This is a genomic window from Vibrio profundi, assembly GCF_005281835.1.
Taxonomy (GTDB): Bacteria; Pseudomonadota; Gammaproteobacteria; order Enterobacterales; family Vibrionaceae; genus Vibrio; species Vibrio profundi.
This window is the reverse complement of the sequence record NZ_RZIS01000004.1, coordinates 261,146-277,917: the sequence shown is the minus strand read 5'-3', so window position 1 is coordinate 277,917 and position 16,772 is coordinate 261,146. Positions and strand designations below refer to the sequence as shown.

Below are 16,772 nucleotides of genomic sequence, written 5' to 3'. Positions count from 1 at the left end.
TTAAAAAGGATTTCTCATGTCGATCGAAGACAACAAAGAAGCTCGCCACAAAGCACGACAGCAAAAAGTGAAAGAAAAGGTCGATGAACGAATCGCAGCCGCACAAGAAGTGAAAGGCTTACTGATTGTGATCACTGGCAACGGTAAGGGTAAATCAACCTCTGGTTTCGGTACCATCACGCGCGCGGTAGGTCATGGTAAAAAGTGTGCGGTAGCTCAATTTGTAAAAGGCACCTGGGACAATGGTGAACGCAATCTGCTTGAAAAGCTTGATGTAGAATTCAAAGTAATGGGTACTGGTTTCACGTGGGAAACTCAGAACAAAGCGACAGACATCGAAGCCGCTCAAAAAATTTGGAAAGAATGTAAACGCATGCTGGCTGATGACTCTATCGACGTCATTTTATTTGATGAGCTTACCTATATGGTCAGCTATGGATACATTGAACTCGATGAAGTGGTTGAAGCGCTCAGTAACCGCCCTAAGATGCAATCAGTGCTGATTACGGGACGCGGAGCTCACCGCACTTTAATTGAGATGGCCGATACGGTATCTGAAGTGAAAAACGTAAAACACGCCTTTGACTCTGGTGTAAAAGCACTACAAGGCGTTGATTGGTAAACGCAGTAACAAAAATGCCCTCATTACGAGGGCATTTTTAATTCTGATTAAAACAAGCTCTAGTTAAATAAACCTTTAATTAGGCTATTCACTGCTTCCTTGGTTTTTTCGTCTTTGATTTTGTCACCAAGTTTTTCATCAAGCTTCTTCAAACCACGGTCTATTTCTTTGTTGGCTTTTTGCTTTAGCACATCGTCAAAAACCAACTTAAATTTAGGTCGCGCCCAATCACCAGTGATTTGGATTGGAATAGTTACATCTTTAAGCTCATCAATGTTTTTACCACCCTGCCCTTCTAGCGAGCCAACGATAGAGGTTCTCACAAGAAAATCGACAGTTTCATTGATGTAGTTAGCTTTGCCAGCGCCAGTGATCCTTAATAACGGAGACTGCATCGATAAGTCGTCTGTACTTACCCAACCTTTGTTAAATTTCAAGGTCGACGTCATCGCACTGAAGTCAGTCTTTTGGACACCTTCAACGTTATCGATTTTCTCACCTTTGATCTTGGCATAATTTTCGCGGATCAATTGGGCGACATTAATGCCATTTACAGCACCATCTGCAAAATTAATCACGACCGTACCGACAAGGTTCTTCTTAATACCTGTAGGCGTTAAGCTTTTACCTTTGATATCAACATCTATGTTACCTGTGCCTTCTAACTTATCGTTGCCGGCCACATCTTTTAGTAACGGTTGAACCTTCACACCCTTAATACGTTTTTTCGCAGTATAAGTTGCTGGTGTTTGACGAGCATCTAAACGCGCTGTAGCCGTAATCGAACCATCGTATAACTTGGAGCTAAATGACGTCAGCTCTGCAACACCTCGGTTAACGGAAAAAGCAGTCACCACATTTTGCATATGAGCGTTATTCGCTTTGAACTTATCAATCGTAATCTTGCCTTGAACATCTAAGCCTTTAAGCGCGGTTAAGTCTGGCTCAACTTCTTGCTCAGGCTTAGTTGCTGCTGGCGACTTAGCTGTTGATGAATCAGAACCTTCTGCACTTGCAGGGGCAGATTGACCTAAACCTAAGAATTCATCTAAATCGATGTTAGGACTGTGCAACGCAAAGCGCACCTTTGGTATTTCTAACAAGGTCACATCGGCTTTTCCGTCAAACTGCAACGCGTTAGCAGTCAACTTTTCCAGTACAAATGACAAATGACTTTTCGTTAAATCGAAATTAAGGTCAGACGCCATATCGACTTTCATTGGCGATTGAGGAAGAGCATTACCTTCGAATGTTGCATCCAGTGTTAACGCTTTTAGTTCGACTAACGAGATCGCTTCATCAACCGTTAATTCACCAGCGCCACTCATGTCAATTTTTAGGTCTGCCGCGATGCCTTTAACTGAATAGCTAAGCTTACTCACCTTACCAAACGCAAATGAATCTAAGCCTATTTTGGCTGAATCGATTTGTGTGGCTGGATCGTTAAAGGTTGCGTCAAAGTTAATGTTACGCAATTCGTAAGCAGTAAAGCCTTTTGCCAATTTAAAATCAGCTTGGCCATCCGCAGTAAAACGCTGCTGATTATTTTCACCTTTTACCGAGAAAGTAGCAGTTGTCCACGTTTCAATCGCAAACTCAGACAAACTTAGTGAAATATCATGCAACTTAGTAAAAGTACCGGCTTGATGATCCTGAATCTCCAATGCCGCGTTAGAAACCGTTACACCTGCGAGGTTAATCGTCCAATCAGAAGGGGTTTTCTCAGTTGTGGTTTGCTCTGGAGTCGACTCGTTCTGAGCCGTGTTCGCTTCAACTGCGTTAGTTTGCTGTTGAGAACCTTGGCTTAATGCATCAATGTTTTTAGAACCATCCTTTAGTGTCTCTAAATAAAATTCTGCACCATCTAATGTAACGTTACCTATCTCAAGTTGGCTACTCAATAATGGCATTACCGAAACATCAACACCCACCGTATCTACTTTAAACAGATTAGGCTGGCTGAACCCTTGTGGGTTTCTCAATTCGGTTTTACCTAGTTCAAAACCTAGAGATGGAAAAAACTTCCAGCTGATATCGCCATCGATCACAAGTTCTAAACCTGTATTTTTCGCGGCTTGTTCAATAATGAGAGGTTTAAATTGGTTAGGGTTAACCAATAAGACAAGAGCCAACACAGCAGCTATGACAGCAAATACTGGGATAGCAATGAAAAAGAACAGTTTCTTCATCTGCATAATCCTTGCATAAAATCCAAAAAGAAAGTGGCACCTAAAGTGCCACTTATCTCATAAAAAATAAAGTCTTAATCAACCGTTACGACTTAAGCAATTTTGCGATGTGTGCCTTAAGCACGTCAATTGCTATACGGTTTTTACCACCACGTGGAACGATAATGTCGGCATATTGTTTAGAAGGTTCAATAAACTGCATGAACATAGGACGAACCGTTTCTTGGTATTGCTTCAACACCGATTCCATTGTGCGACCACGTTCTTCTACGTCACGTTTCACACGGCGCAAAAGACAAATGTCTAACGGGGTATCCATAAATACCGTCGCGTGCATCAGATCACGAAGACGAGGATCTGTAAGAAGTAGAATGCCCTCAAGGATGATCACCTTCTTAGGTGTCAAAGGAGTTGTATTCGACGTACGCGTATGTTCAGAGTAGCTGTACTCAGGAACTTCTACCGCTTCACCTTTAGTCAGTTGCTGTAAGTGCTCACACAATAAATCGTGGTCTAGTGCACTCGGGTGGTCATAGTTCGTCTTTACTCGCTCTTCCATGCTCAAATGACTTTGATCATTGTAGTAGCAATCTTCCGTGATAACACCAATTTGATGGTCGCCTACTTTCTCGCGTAATTCATTGTAAATTGTGCTCGCGATTAGACTCTTTCCTGAAGCAGAAGCGCCAGCGATACCTACGATGACACATTGATTATTATCAGACATTATTTTGCACCCGATATGGTTTTGGTGATGGGATTAGATAAACCGCCTGATTATAGGGGCTAAACATATTAGATACTAGTCAACAAAGTAGTAAATTACACGTAACAGAAGATTAGTAATATATTTAGCCAAGACAAACGTTTGCGTCACTATTTTACGATTCTAACATCGTAAAATTTATAGATTCAGGCTTGGCATTTCCCTGCCAATACATCTTGCTGCATACCTTTTCAGCAAGAGCAAGATACGTAGCTGTGTGTTCACTATCAGGACGTTTAATGACGGTCGGAATACCTGAGTCTAGATCTTGCCTCATATCGATATGCAAAGGAACTTGAGCCAAAATGTCCAAACCATACTCGGCCGACATAGATTGAGCTCCACCTTCACCAAAGATATGTTCTTTGCCGCCACAGTGGCTACAAATGTGGTAGCTCATGTTTTCAACTAAACCTGTTACTGGCACTTCTATCTTTTCAAACATCGCCACGCCTTTGCGAGCATCCGCTAACGCCAAGTCTTGTGGGGTTGTCACCACCAGCGCACCGGTTACCGGAATTTGTTGCGACAATGTCAGTTGAATATCACCGGTTCCCGGCGGCATATCAATGACTAGGTAATCGAGTTCAGGCCACAAAGTTTCATTTACTAACTGCCCTAACGCTTTCGATGCCATAGGCCCACGCCACACGGCAGCTTCATCTTGCGATACCAAGTAACCTATGGAATGTGTAAAGATGCCATGCGCAACGATTGGCTTCATCCACTTGTTGTCTTCAACTTCTGGTTTCGATTCCAATTCACCCAGCATCATCGGCACCGACGGTCCATAAATATCCGCATCAAGAAGCCCAACTTTTGCACCAGATTTCGAGATAGCCAAGGCTAAGTTAACCGCAGTTGTAGACTTGCCGACTCCTCCCTTACCAGATGTCACAGCCACGATATTCTTCACTCCTTTAATGGAAGAAGTCACTGTGGTTTCTAGCGCTGAAGGTTTAATACCAACGGTAAAATCAATGTTAGCCAGTTTGCCTGCTTCAATTTGTCTCTCTACCCAAAGGTTAAGTTCTTTAACTAGCTGGTTTGCAGCAAATGGTAGCGTAATTTCAAACACGCCATTGGCTGTCACTTTGACAATATTGGCTTGATTCGCCCATTGAGGAATAAGGTTTGGGTGCTCAAATTGGTTTAGCCAATCACAGAAATCTTGCTTTGATGAAAACGTACGCATAGGCACTCCTTTTTTTGTTAATGCTACCACCCAACTCTTGTTGACTGAACCCTAAAAAAACTAGGGTATTCAGTGCGCTCACTTCTTGGCGTCGAAAGCGTTATCAAGTAGTATTAGCAATCAAATTTATACCTATTAACAAAGCGAAATATTAAGTATGGCAACTGATCCAAGAAAACTTTTGGTAACATGTGCACTTCCGTACGCTAACGGCTCTATTCACCTTGGTCATATGCTTGAGCATATTCAAGCTGATATCTGGGTTCGCTACCAACGCCTACGTGGTAACACTGTAAACTTCATCTGTGCTGACGATGCTCACGGCACGCCAATCATGCTAAAAGCACAACAGATGGGTATCACGCCAGAAGAGATGATCGCTGCTGTAAGTGAAGAGCATCAAAAAGACTTCGCAGGTTTTGATATCAGCTTTGATAACTACCACAGCACGCACAGTGAAGAGAACCGCGAACTGGCTTCTCACATCTACCTTGAGCTTAAAAAGAACGGCTTCATTTCTAGCCGTACTATTTCTCAATTGTTCGATCCTGAAAAAGAAATGTTCCTTCCAGATCGCTTCGTAAAAGGTACATGCCCTAAGTGTAAGTCTGAAGACCAGTACGGCGACAACTGTGATAACTGTGGTGAAACTTATTCTCCTACAGAACTGATTGAACCTAAGTCTGCGGTTTCTGGCGCGACTCCAGTAATGAAAGACTCTGAGCACTTCTTCTTCGACCTACCTCAGTTCGAAAGCATGCTAAAGGAATGGACTCGTTCTGGTTCACTTCAAAACGAAACTGCAAATAAGATGCAGGAATGGTTTGAATCTGGTCTACAACAATGGGATATCTCTCGTGATGCGCCTTACTTTGGCTTTGAGATCCCAGGTGAAAAAGACAAGTTCTTCTACGTTTGGCTAGACGCACCAATTGGATACATGGGCTCATTCAAAAACCTATGTGATAAGCGCGATGACCTAGACTTCGATGAATACTGGAAGAAAGACAGCTCAACAGAGCTTTACCACTTCATCGGTAAAGACATCGTTTACTTCCACAGCCTATTCTGGCCAGCTATGCTTGAAGGCTCTGGTTTCCGCAAGCCAAACAACGTATTCGTTCACGGCTACGTAACGGTAAACGGCGCGAAAATGTCTAAGTCTAAAGGTACGTTCGTGAAAGCGAGCACTTACCTAAACCACCTAGACCCAGAGTGTCTACGTTACTACTACGCAGCTAAACTAAACAGCCGTATTGATGACCTAGATCTTAACCTTGAAGACTTCACTCAGCGTGTAAACGCAGACGTAGTGAACAAGATTGTAAACCTAGCATCGCGTAACGCTGGTTTCATCACTAAACGTTTTGAAGGCAAACTATCCGCTGAATTCGCTGAACCTGAGCTATACAACGAATTTGTTGCTGCCGCTGACCGTATCGCTGAGCTATACGAAACTCGTGAGTTTGGCCGCGCAATCCGTGAAATCACAGCACTAGCTGACAAAGCTAACCAATACGTTGATGAAAAAGCACCGTGGGTTGTAGCGAAAGAAGAAGGCAAAGACCAAGAGCTTCAAGATATTTGTTCTGTTGGTATCAACTTATTCCGCGTTCTACTGACCTACTTGAAGCCAGTAATGCCAGAACTAGCAGCTCGTACTGAAGGTTTCTTGAACGAAGAGTTAACGTGGGAAGGTATTGCTAACCCGTTAACAGACCACGAAATCACTAAGTTCAAAGCGCTATTCAATCGTATCGACCCTAAAAAAGTTGAAGCTATGATTGAAGCATCTAAAGAAGATGCAGCAGTAGAGATGGCAGCGAAAGCAAAAGCTGAAGCTGAAAAAGAGAAAGCAAGCCAAACTGAGCTAGATAAAGAACCAATCGCAGATGAGATTGAGTTCGATGCTTTTGCAGCAGTCGATATGCGTATCGCTCGCATCGTCTCTTGTGAAGAAGTACCTAAAGCAAACAAGCTGCTTAAATTCCAGCTAGATATTGGCGGTGAAACTCGTCAGGTATTCTCTGGCATTAAGTCTGCGTACAAACCTGAAGAGCTAGAAGGTAAGCTAACCGTAATGGTAGCAAACCTAAAACCTCGTAAGATGAAGTTTGGTATGTCTGAAGGTATGATCCTAGCAGCGGGCCCTGGAGGCAGCGATCTATGGATTCTAGAGCCTCATGAAGGCGCACAACCTGGTATGCGTGTAATGTAACACTTGTACTGAGCAAGTACTCAATCCCTAGCGTAGAGATACGCTGGGGATTTTTTTATATCTATCGAAAGCCCTCAATCTCTGTTAGAGTCGCGGCTAATTAATTCTGTCAGAACCACTGACCGATCTCCTTAGGAACTATCTGTGACGAACAATGAAATTCTTCGCCGTATTCAACATACGCTGAATCTAAAAAATGCCCAAATCATCAAAGCTTATGAACAAGCAGACGTCGCATTGAATCACGACCAATTAAACAACTGGCTTAAAGACAGCAACGAAAAATCATTTTCAAAAATGAAAGATAAAGATCTGGCCGTTTTCCTCAATGGCTTTATCAACCTTAAGCGCGGTAAGAAAGAAGGTGAGCAGCCTAAACCAGAAGTCACACTTACCAACAACATGATTTTCATGAAGTTAAGAATCGCACTGAATATGAAAGCTGAAGACGTGCTGAACGTGCTTGAAGTGGTTGGCATCAGCCTAAGCAAGTATGAGATTGGTGCATACTTCCGTAAACCAAATAACAAGAACTACAAAGAATGTGAAGACGAGCTTTTGTGTGATTTCTTAAATGGTGTTCAATTCCAATTCCGCCCTGACTCAGAAGAGTATTCTGCTTAAGGATACCAGGCAAAAAAACGAAAAAAGCCGCGAATCATCTATCGCGGCTTTTTAGTATCTAAGCTATTGATTAGCTATCGTCTTCAGTAAAGTTCGTTGGCAATGTAGTCTTCATTTGATTCCAAACTTGAGCACTTGCTAAACCGTACTGACGAATGACGAGTGGTAACTTCTCGCGATCACCATTTTGACAAACTTCTAGTAGTTCGCGGTAGAAGTTCAGTGCCAATTGACGAGCTTCTTCATTCGAGAAGTAGTAGCTACCGACACGATCATACAGCTTTTTTAGACCGTTAAAGATCAAACCATAGATTTGGTTACCGGAATGGAACGCCAAACGTTGGAAAAGCATGTAGTCGTAAAAGTTGAAAGTCTTAGCAACTAAGATAGCTTGGCGCTTCGCTTCATCTTTCTCGTTGTCATCTTTGATTGTTTGCTTCAGCTTTTCTGCATACGGAGAAGACTCAAGGAACTCATCCCATGATTCTGCAGAAATAAGTGCTTCACAAGATTCAATCACGCCGCTGATAGTTCGCTCAGAGTTTTCTTTATTTGCCTTAAATGCATAACGCATAAAGATAGGGCTGATGTTTGTACGTGCTGCAAGCAAATCTTCTACAATACTGGTTGCGTTGTCTGCATCCAATGTCATCAAAGTATCAAGGATATGAAGACCAGAAGTTTCCATAAACTCGTTTACTTTTGTTGGCTTACCATGCTGGATCGTCAACCAACCATCGCGGGCTAATCTTTGCAAAACTTCACGTAGAGTTGTACGAGTAACACCAATTAATTCAGAAAGTTCACGCTCTGCTGGTAGGATTGAGCCTGGTGGGAAACGGCCATTCCAAATACTTTCAATAATATACTTCTCTGCAAAGCCTGCCGGGCTTTTCGCCTTAATGACCATGTAAACTATAATCCAATTTTAATTATTCTGCGTTAATGGGACTCATCATACCACTAGTTCTCTACTAGAAGAAACCTCACTAACAGTTAGTGATAGCCCAAACACCTTTAGAGTAACAACTCTAACACCACCCTCGATGTTGCAGTATTACGCTTGTGATATACATCTCGCAAACTATGATTTCAACAATCCATTAACAGGGTAAATAAATCTATAAATCAACGAGTTATGAATTACACCCACAATATATAAATTACAAAATAAACTTGTCATATTTGCACATAAATACCCAATAAGTTGTAATTTTCAGTCATTTCAACCAAATATTGATGCAGTCACGATTTATTCACAGTTTTCATGTTACCCTAGCGCTACTTTGATCGCGTTTCTCGACAAAAAATAGGTATTTTTGGGGCTTCAGTGTTTTTCCTGTTGACTAAATGTTATCTAAGAGTAGAGTTGCGCTCAAAAGTGAGCAGTGCTTAAGTTTCTAAGGGAGTGACTTGGCAAGACCACAAAACAATACACGGATTGTTGTTTTTCTAAGTCACTGTTTACAATGGAATAGTTAATACTCCATGACTAGAAATCTTTAAGCTGTACTACTGAATCTATTCATAATTAACATAAAAGAGTATTAACATGCCGATGTCTCTCGGAAATGCATTTATCAAGAACTTTCTTGGTAAGGCTCCTGATTGGTATAAGATTGCCATCATTTCATTTCTCATCATCAACCCAATTGTTTTCTTCCTAGTTGACCCGTTTGTTGCAGGTTGGTTACTAGTCATCGAATTCATCTTCACTTTAGCAATGGCATTAAAATGCTACCCGCTTCAGCCTGGTGGTTTACTTGCCATTGAAGCAATCGCCATTGGAATGACAAAACCTGAGCTCGTATACCATGAGCTACAAGCCAACCTCCCAGTTCTACTTCTATTGGTATTCATGGTTGCCGGGATCTACTTCATGAAAGAACTTCTTCTGTTCATTTTCACGAAGATCTTACTTGGTATACGCTCTAAAATGCTGCTTTCTGTTGCTTTCTGTTTCGCAGCCGCTTTCCTTTCAGCATTCTTGGATGCGCTAACTGTAATTGCAGTTGTCATCAGCGTAGCTGTGGGCTTCTACTCTATCTACCACAAAGTAGCGTCAGGTAAAGGCTCAAACTCAGCGCACGACCACACTCACGATGGTGAAATCTCTGAACTAACTCGTGACGACCTTGAAAATTACCGCGCTTTCCTACGTTCATTACTGATGCATGCTGGTGTTGGTACTGCGTTAGGTGGTGTAATGACAATGGTGGGTGAACCACAAAACCTAGTAATCGCAAAACAAGCGGGCTGGGAATTCGGCGAATTCATCATCCGTATGTTGCCTGTTACTCTTCCAGTTTTCTTCTGCGGCATGATCACATGTGCGGTAGTCGAAAAGCTAAAAGTATTCGGTTACGGCGCTGAACTTCCAAACAATGTTCGTCAAATCCTTGTTGAGTTTGATAATAAAGAGCGTCAGGGGCGTACTAAGCAAGATGTCGCAAAACTTTGGGTTCAAGGTGCAATCGCAGTTTGGCTTATCATCGGCTTAGCTCTTCACGTGGCTGAAGTTGGTCTAATCGGTCTTTCAGTTATTATCCTTGCAACAGCGTTCACAGGCGTTATTGAAGAACACTCGTTAGGTAAAGCGTTCGAAGAAGCATTGCCTTTCACAGCCTTACTTGCTGTTTTCTTCTCTATCGTTGCCGTTATCATCGATCAGTCTCTATTCAAGCCTGTTATTGATGCGGTATTACACGTAGAAGATAAAGGTACACAGCTTGCTCTGTTCTATGTTGCTAACGGCTTGCTTTCAATGGTGTCAGACAATGTATTCGTAGGCACGGTGTACATTAATGAAGTAAAAACTGCATTAGTTGATGGCATCATCACTCGCGACCAATTTGACTTACTTGCTGTAGCAATCAACACAGGTACTAACCTACCTTCAGTTGCAACGCCAAACGGTCAAGCAGCTTTCCTATTCCTGCTGACTTCAGCTCTAGCTCCATTAATCCGCTTATCTTACGGCCGCATGGTTATTATGGCTCTGCCATATACCATAGTACTGGCGATTGTCGGCCTAGTTGGCATTGTCTACTTCGTTGAGCCAATGACAGCATGGTTCTATGATGCTGGTTGGATATCTCACCACGTTGGTGAAGCGACTTCAGCCGTAAGCGGTGGACACTAATCTAACAATTAAAAAATAATTGTTGATTGGGAAACTTATCCAAGATAAAAAGCTCTGAGTATTCAGGGCTTTTTTTATTTTTCAGAAAGGATTTAACTCGTGAATTTTCTCTCCACACTCAAAGACTTCTCTAAGGGGCGACTATCTTGGTTCTTGCTTCTCGCTTTTGTAATTTTCTTTGAGGCATGTGCACTTTTCTTCCAACATGTGATGATGCTATCTCCATGCGTAATGTGTATTTATGAGCGCGTTGCAATGCTGGGCGTAGGTGTGGCAGCAATGATCGGCTTAGTGAACCCAAACAATACGATCATTCGTTGGCTTGGTCTTGCTGCGTGGGGAGCTAGTGCGTACAAAGGCCTCGCGCTATCTCTACAACATGTTGATTACCAATTTAATCCGTCACCTTTTGCGACCTGCGACTTATTCGTTACTTTCCCAAGTTGGGCACCACTTAACGATTGGGCCCCGTGGATGTTTGAAGCATTTGGCGATTGCAGCAAGGTCGTATGGCAATTCTTGAGTTTATCTATGCCTCAATGGTTAGTCGTTATTTTCGCAGGTAACTTGATAGCATTAGCCGTGATTGTTCTAGCTCAATTTGCTAAATCCAAGAGCTAATCATTGCCATATTTAGGTAACAAAAAAGTCGACCCTAGGTCGACTTTTTACTATCTATCTCTGTTTACTTATTCTTACCACAGCACTGCTTAAACTTCTTCCCACTCTCGCACGGACAAGGGTCGTTTCTACCAATGTCTTTGAATGGATTTACATTTTGTGCTTTGTTGCCAAGCATAGCTTCATCAGCAGCTAGGGCCACTTCCGTTACCATCAGGTCAACCTGACCAACTAGATCGCTTAACGAAGGAGGATTATCTAACCCGGCTTTTTTCATCTGTTGTTGAGTCTGCTCTTCATCAATCGCCAGCATCAATGTAGTAAGTAATGCCTGAAGCATACGTAATGTACCATCAGCCATTGAAACCGTTTGCCATTGCTCTTCAACTTTAGGCCAAACTGTCATGAAGCCTTCTGCAAAATCTGCAAACTGCTCAGTAAAGTTATCTTCTTCTAACAAGCTAGAGATCGAATATTCACTGCGCTGTATTAAGTTGTGTTGACGATTAATCTGCTCAGTCACGACGGACGTACATTCATCAGACTTGTCACCTAACACACTTGGTAGCCATGCTTCTGGTTCCAAGGGTTTAGTCGCTAAATTTGATGCAAAGATGGCGCCTTCAACAAATTGCGATGTCACGCCTTCAATTGAACTTGGTAGGCTCAATAATTGATAGTTCATAGTTCGTTCATAGCCAGTAAATTTAAGTCGGCACATTATAGCGCCATCCTCGGCAATTCATAGGTTTCAAAAAATCACGCACTACAGGAACAAATAAGATTCTAGCTTGAAGCCGCTCCAACCATTTAGAACACGGTTACTCTCTAGTAACTTGATAGATCTAAATCACCACCGAGACACCACGCTCATAGTGACAAGTGCAACCTGCCACCGTACAATCACGCCACTTTATATGATGGTGGTGATACATGAGAGTTATTTTAGGCCCAATGGAGGGCGTGCTTGATCATTTGATGCGCGAGATTCTTACTGAGATAAACGATTACGATCTTTGCGTAACAGAATTCGTACGTGTAGTTGATCAGCTATTGCCACCTCATGTATTCCATCGACTTTGCCCCGAGTTAGAACAAGGCTCCCAAACTATGGCAGGCGTACCTGTCCATGTTCAACTTCTAGGGCAACATCCACAATGGATGGCAGAAAATGCTGTGCAAGCGGCAAGTCTTGGTGCAAAGGGAATAGACCTGAACTTCGGGTGCCCTGCGAAAGCTGTCAATAAAAGTAATGGCGGCGCATCTTTACTCAAAGAACCAGAGCTTATTTACCAAGTCGTTAAAGCGTGCCGCGAGGCTGTGCCTGCTCACATTCCCGTTTCAGCGAAAATTCGTTTGGGTTGGGAAAGCCCTGAAGAATGTTTTGAAATCGTCGATGCCATTGAGCAAGCCAAAGCAGACGAACTGACAGTTCATGCCCGCACTAAAACAGGTGGCTATAAAGCTAGTGAGATAAAGTGGGATTACATCAATCAGATTCGCCAAAAAACATCACTTCCACTCATCGCCAATGGCGAAATCTGGAACCATGAGGATGGCCAAGCCTGCATCCAAGCCACTGGTGTCAACTCACTGATGGTATGCCGAGGCGCATTCAACGTTCCTAACTTAGGTAACGTCGTAAAGCACAACCACCAGCCAATGCCTTGGATGAAAGTCATCGAATTATTACTTCGATATTCTGAGTTTGAAATCAAAGGCGACAAAGGTATGTATTATCCAAACCGCGTGAAGCAGTGGTTTGTTTACCTGCGTAAAGAGTACCCTCAGGCTGAAGAGTTATTTAGAGAAATTCGTACTTTCAAAAAAGCAGCACCTATCGTTGAACACATTCAGCGCTATCAAGAGAAGCACTTAACAGAACTGGCATAACACTGAGTGTCTTCCAATATAGTGGCTAAAATTCGACTTTATCTTTACCGCTCGTTTTAGCCACATACAATTTTTCATCCGCAAACTTAAAGATCTCGTCAAAGCTTAGTTGGTTACCGTCACTTTCAACAATGCACACACCACCAGAAACGGTAAAACCGCTTGGTAAAACGTTAGGCGAATTTTCACAAATTTCCTTTTTCACTCTTAGTAGCGTGTTAACAAGTCGCTCTCTATCATCACCTCGTAAATAAACCACAAACTCCTCACCACCAAAACGTGCGGCGGCATCGCTGCTGCGTATTCCATTCTTTATTTGTCTCGACATAAAACGAATCACATCATCGCCCTTGTCATGACCATAGGTATCATTCACCTGTTTAAAATCATCAATGTCGAATACTGCTAATGCAAACAATTGATCATGTTCAACGCTGCGCCAAAATGATTCTAAACCGCGGCGATTAAGTAACCCTGTCATCGGATCTTTAGCGGCCAGATCTCTAAAGTATCCTCTTTCGATATTAGAGTTAACGTAGAAAAGAATCGTAATTGAGAACAGGTAAACGACTAACGTTACGATAAGACTGTTGCGCTCAAAGACCACAAAATTCTTAATTTCATTAGCGTAATCCAGTTCGTAATACATGACATGGTTTGCTACAACGCCTTCTAGCTCAATACTGCGAACTCGAGTCGCGTTGTCCTTTAACGGCGTATAGGTACGATCAATCATATTGATGCGACCTGCTAAATCGCTATTCGAAGTAGCCAGTAACTTTCCGGCATCAATATCCACCGCTAACATGCCTTGATGGTGCCCTTGATGAAAAACAGGGATAGACATGCTTAAACTACGTTCTAATGAATCAACCCTAAGCGCAGGTCCGGCCAAGGTGAGTTTGTCTGGGTTATTTGCCGTTTTTTGCCAATATGGTCGGCTTTTCACGGTTGAAAGCAGCTCTTTCGTTAATGAGCGGGCGAAATCTTCTGGCGACGAAATAACGTAACCTTCTTTATCAATAAAGTGCACGCCTCGGTGGTATTCATCAAGATCTGAGAGAAAGGATAAAATTGGTGCAAATGCGACTTTTTTTGATGCGCTCTTGTACAAGGCGGTATTTTGGTTACATAAGGACTCATCTCCCACAATCATGTAATCAATATCGACGGTCGGTATATCTGTCGTTTTACCATCGGCAAGCAATAACACATCAATTGGCCAAATCTGGCATAACCCATCAACTTCACGCATGTTATGGTCAAGATAAAGTGGATTTCCAGACTTATAGTAATTCGAGAAGCTGTAATCTAAAGCCGTGACGACTTTTGTGGTTCTCTGCAATACCTCGATAATTCGCTGATACTCGTTCGAGATATCACGATTTACCGAGTCATAGTAATTTTTTGCAGTCAGCGCCAACATCAAGGCCGCTAGAATGGCAGGGAAGATAAAGACAAAGGTTAGGCTGAAATGCCTATTTACTTTCATGTATTAGTAGCCCTTAGAACTTTTTGAATTACATTTACGCCACTAATATTATTGCAAATACAGTCAATTAATGATGTAAATTTAATGTGATTTATTATTGAAGTATCTATCTAGTTCCATAATTTTCCAGTCATTGTTTCAATCAAGCTTAGATACACGAAGCCCTTTCGCAAGGAAAGGGCTTCAAGTTTAGCGTATATGTTGAGAGCCTATATTAGTTGAGCAATAAGCTGTCATCTGCGAGTTCTTCTCCACGGACTTTCGAGAACATTTCAAGAAGATCAGGCACCTTCATATTTGCTCGTTGTTCACCCGCGACATCTAATACGATCTCACCTTGGTGGAGCATGACTGTGCGGTCACCGCAAGCTAACGCATCTTTCATCGAGTGTGTCACCATCATCACCGTAAGATTAAATTCCTTCACTACTGTTTTGGTGAGGTCGATAATGAAAGCTGCCATTCGCGGGTCCAATGCAGCTGTATGTTCATCTAACAGGAGTAATTTACTATCAGACAAAGTAGACATAACTAAGCTTACCGCTTGACGTTGCCCCCCAGAAAGCAAACCAATGTTATCTCCGAGCCTATCCTCTAAGCCAAGCCCCAAAATGCTAATGCGCTCTTGGAACAACTTTCTACGCTTTGAAGATAACGACAAACTCCAACCTCTGCGTTTACCACGCATATATGCTAGAGCCATATTCTCTTCGATGGTTAAATCACCACAGGTTCCAGCTAAAGGATCTTGAAACACACGAGCACACTGTGAAGCACGCTGATCAACCGTTTGACGAGTTACATCCATATCATTGATGATGACTTTACCACCGATCATTGGCGTTTCACCTGTAACGGCACCAAGTAGTGTCGACTTACCCGCACCATTCGAGCCGATAACGGTAAGGAATTGATGCTCTGGAACTTCTAAGCACACTTCTCTAAGCGCCCTATTCTCAAGAATAGTTCCTGGATTGAACGTCACTTGAATATCTTCTAGACGAATCATACTGCTTCTCCTGACTTCTCTGCTTGCTTCACAACAGTTTTATTGGACTGAGCGCTTGCTTGAGCAGAGCTATGGCGCTTTTTTGCCTTAAGGTTTCCTTTAATTTTTGGCGCAATCAACGCAACCGCAACAAGTACAGCTGTCACTAAGTTCAGGTCCGATGCCTGCAAGCCAAACATTCCAGAACTTAAAGCGAACGCGACTGCCAATCGGTACAATACTGAACCGACAATCACTGCGGTCACCGCGACCCAAATCTTACGGCCAGGAATTAAAGTTTGACCAAGAATTACAGCAGCTAAACCGACAACGATCGTACCCACACCAGACGTCACGTCGGCGAAACTATTCGTTTGCGCGAACAGCGCACCGGCGAACCCAACAAAGCCATTCGATAACGCGAGGCCAAAGTAGGTGTAAAAAGAGGTACTTCCCCCCTGCGCCGACACCATACGTGCATTAACACCGGTAGCTCGTAGCCCAAGGCCAAAGTCACTATTTAGTAAACGTACGATAAACCAACCCGAGATCAACACCAATATGCCCACGACTAACGGGCGAATGAGCATTGGATCGCCTAGCGCTTCGAAAGGAGTCAGAATAGTTTCCTCTCCTAACAGCGCAATATTAGGGCGTCCCATAATTCGGATGTTGATAGAGAAAGCCGCGATCATCGTTAAGATTGAAGCTAATAAATGAAGGATGCCACAACGAACCGCTAGAAATGCCGTTACCCAACCAGTTACTGCACCAGCGGCAATAGCCATGCCCGTCGCAACCCAAGGATCAATACCCGCAACAATCGCAGTTGCCGCTACTGCAGCGCCCATCGGAAAGCTGCCGTCTACACTGAGATCAGGAAAGTCTAAAACTCGGAAAGTCAGGTAAACACCAAGAGCCACTAAGCCATAAAGCAGACCTATTTCCAGTGCCCCAAAAAAAGCAAAAGCAGACATAACTACTCCTTTTCTGCTGATATAAAAAAGCCAACAAAGCAATGC

At 42.9% G+C, this 16,772-nt stretch carries 14 protein-coding genes; 6 read left to right on the top strand and 8 right to left on the bottom strand.

Annotated features, from left to right (window positions below; translation table 11 throughout):
- The first annotated feature begins 16 nt into the window (after positions 1–16).
- Complete coding sequence (cobO, locus tag ELZ11_RS12605; RefSeq protein ID WP_137357769.1) at positions 17–622, top strand: cob(I)yrinic acid a,c-diamide adenosyltransferase; 606 nt, start codon at positions 17–19, stop codon at positions 620–622.
- Positions 623–681: 59 nt separating this feature from the next.
- On the opposite strand, the gene ELZ11_RS12600 is transcribed toward cobO, so the two are convergent.
- The 3 genes from ELZ11_RS12600 to apbC form a co-directional block, all read right to left on the bottom strand.
- Positions 682–2,811: an AsmA family protein gene (locus tag ELZ11_RS12600; RefSeq protein ID WP_137357768.1), complete on the bottom strand. Its 2,130-nt coding sequence runs from the start codon at positions 2,809–2,811 to the stop codon at positions 682–684.
- A gap of 85 nt (positions 2,812–2,896) precedes the next feature.
- A complete protein-coding gene (gene udk / locus ELZ11_RS12595; protein ID WP_137357767.1) occupies positions 2,897–3,538 on the bottom strand; it encodes a uridine kinase in 642 nt (213 codons plus the stop codon).
- Between the two features lie 154 nt (positions 3,539–3,692).
- Positions 3,693–4,772, bottom strand: coding sequence for an iron-sulfur cluster carrier protein ApbC (apbC, locus tag ELZ11_RS12590; RefSeq protein WP_137357766.1), 1,080 nt, complete (start codon positions 4,770–4,772; stop codon positions 3,693–3,695).
- Between the two features lie 157 nt (positions 4,773–4,929).
- On the opposite strand from apbC, the gene metG reads away from it, so the two are divergent.
- Together metG and ELZ11_RS12580 are read left to right on the top strand one after the other, a co-directional pair.
- Positions 4,930–6,990 carry a methionine--tRNA ligase gene (gene metG, locus ELZ11_RS12585; RefSeq protein WP_137357765.1) on the top strand — a complete coding sequence of 687 codons (2,061 nt, stop codon included), beginning with the start codon at positions 4,930–4,932 and terminating at the stop codon, positions 6,988–6,990.
- 144 nt (positions 6,991–7,134) lie between these two features.
- A complete protein-coding gene (locus ELZ11_RS12580; RefSeq protein WP_137357764.1) occupies positions 7,135–7,614 on the top strand; it encodes a YehS family protein in 480 nt (159 codons plus the stop codon).
- A 70-nt stretch (positions 7,615–7,684) separates the two neighbouring features.
- Here ELZ11_RS12580 and fadR read toward each other — a convergent pair whose 3' ends face one another.
- On the bottom strand, positions 7,685–8,524 hold the full coding sequence (gene fadR / locus ELZ11_RS12575) for a fatty acid metabolism transcriptional regulator FadR (protein WP_137357763.1): 840 nt from the start codon (positions 8,522–8,524) through the stop codon (positions 7,685–7,687).
- A gap of 642 nt (positions 8,525–9,166) precedes the next feature.
- Between fadR and nhaB the strand changes: the two genes are divergently transcribed.
- Both nhaB and dsbB read left to right on the top strand, forming a co-directional pair.
- Positions 9,167–10,756 carry a Na(+)/H(+) antiporter NhaB gene (nhaB, locus tag ELZ11_RS12570; RefSeq protein ID WP_137357762.1) on the top strand — a complete coding sequence of 530 codons (1,590 nt, stop codon included), beginning with the start codon at positions 9,167–9,169 and terminating at the stop codon, positions 10,754–10,756.
- A gap of 99 nt (positions 10,757–10,855) precedes the next feature.
- Complete coding sequence (gene dsbB / locus ELZ11_RS12565) at positions 10,856–11,377, top strand: disulfide bond formation protein DsbB (RefSeq protein WP_137357761.1); 522 nt, start codon at positions 10,856–10,858, stop codon at positions 11,375–11,377.
- Between the two features lie 64 nt (positions 11,378–11,441).
- Here dsbB and ELZ11_RS12560 read toward each other — a convergent pair whose 3' ends face one another.
- Positions 11,442–12,062: a YecA family protein gene (locus tag ELZ11_RS12560; RefSeq protein ID WP_137357760.1), complete on the bottom strand. Its 621-nt coding sequence runs from the start codon at positions 12,060–12,062 to the stop codon at positions 11,442–11,444.
- Between the two features lie 248 nt (positions 12,063–12,310).
- Between ELZ11_RS12560 and dusC the strand changes: the two genes are divergently transcribed.
- Positions 12,311–13,270: a tRNA dihydrouridine(16) synthase DusC gene (gene dusC / locus ELZ11_RS12555; protein ID WP_137357759.1), complete on the top strand. Its 960-nt coding sequence runs from the start codon at positions 12,311–12,313 to the stop codon at positions 13,268–13,270.
- A gap of 25 nt (positions 13,271–13,295) precedes the next feature.
- Here the strand turns inward: dusC and ELZ11_RS12550 are convergent, their stop codons facing one another.
- The 3 genes from ELZ11_RS12550 to ELZ11_RS12540 form a co-directional block, all read right to left on the bottom strand.
- Positions 13,296–14,762 (bottom strand): sensor domain-containing diguanylate cyclase, encoded by a 1,467-nt coding sequence (locus ELZ11_RS12550; RefSeq protein WP_137357758.1) that lies wholly within the window; start codon positions 14,760–14,762, stop codon positions 13,296–13,298.
- A 214-nt stretch (positions 14,763–14,976) separates the two neighbouring features.
- A complete protein-coding gene (locus ELZ11_RS12545) occupies positions 14,977–15,771 on the bottom strand; it encodes an ABC transporter ATP-binding protein (RefSeq protein WP_137357757.1) in 795 nt (264 codons plus the stop codon).
- Complete coding sequence (locus ELZ11_RS12540) at positions 15,768–16,727, bottom strand: ABC transporter permease (RefSeq protein ID WP_137357756.1); 960 nt, start codon at positions 16,725–16,727, stop codon at positions 15,768–15,770. Before ELZ11_RS12540 ends, ELZ11_RS12545 begins: the two co-directional genes overlap by 4 nt.
- Positions 16,728–16,772 lie beyond the last annotated feature (45 nt).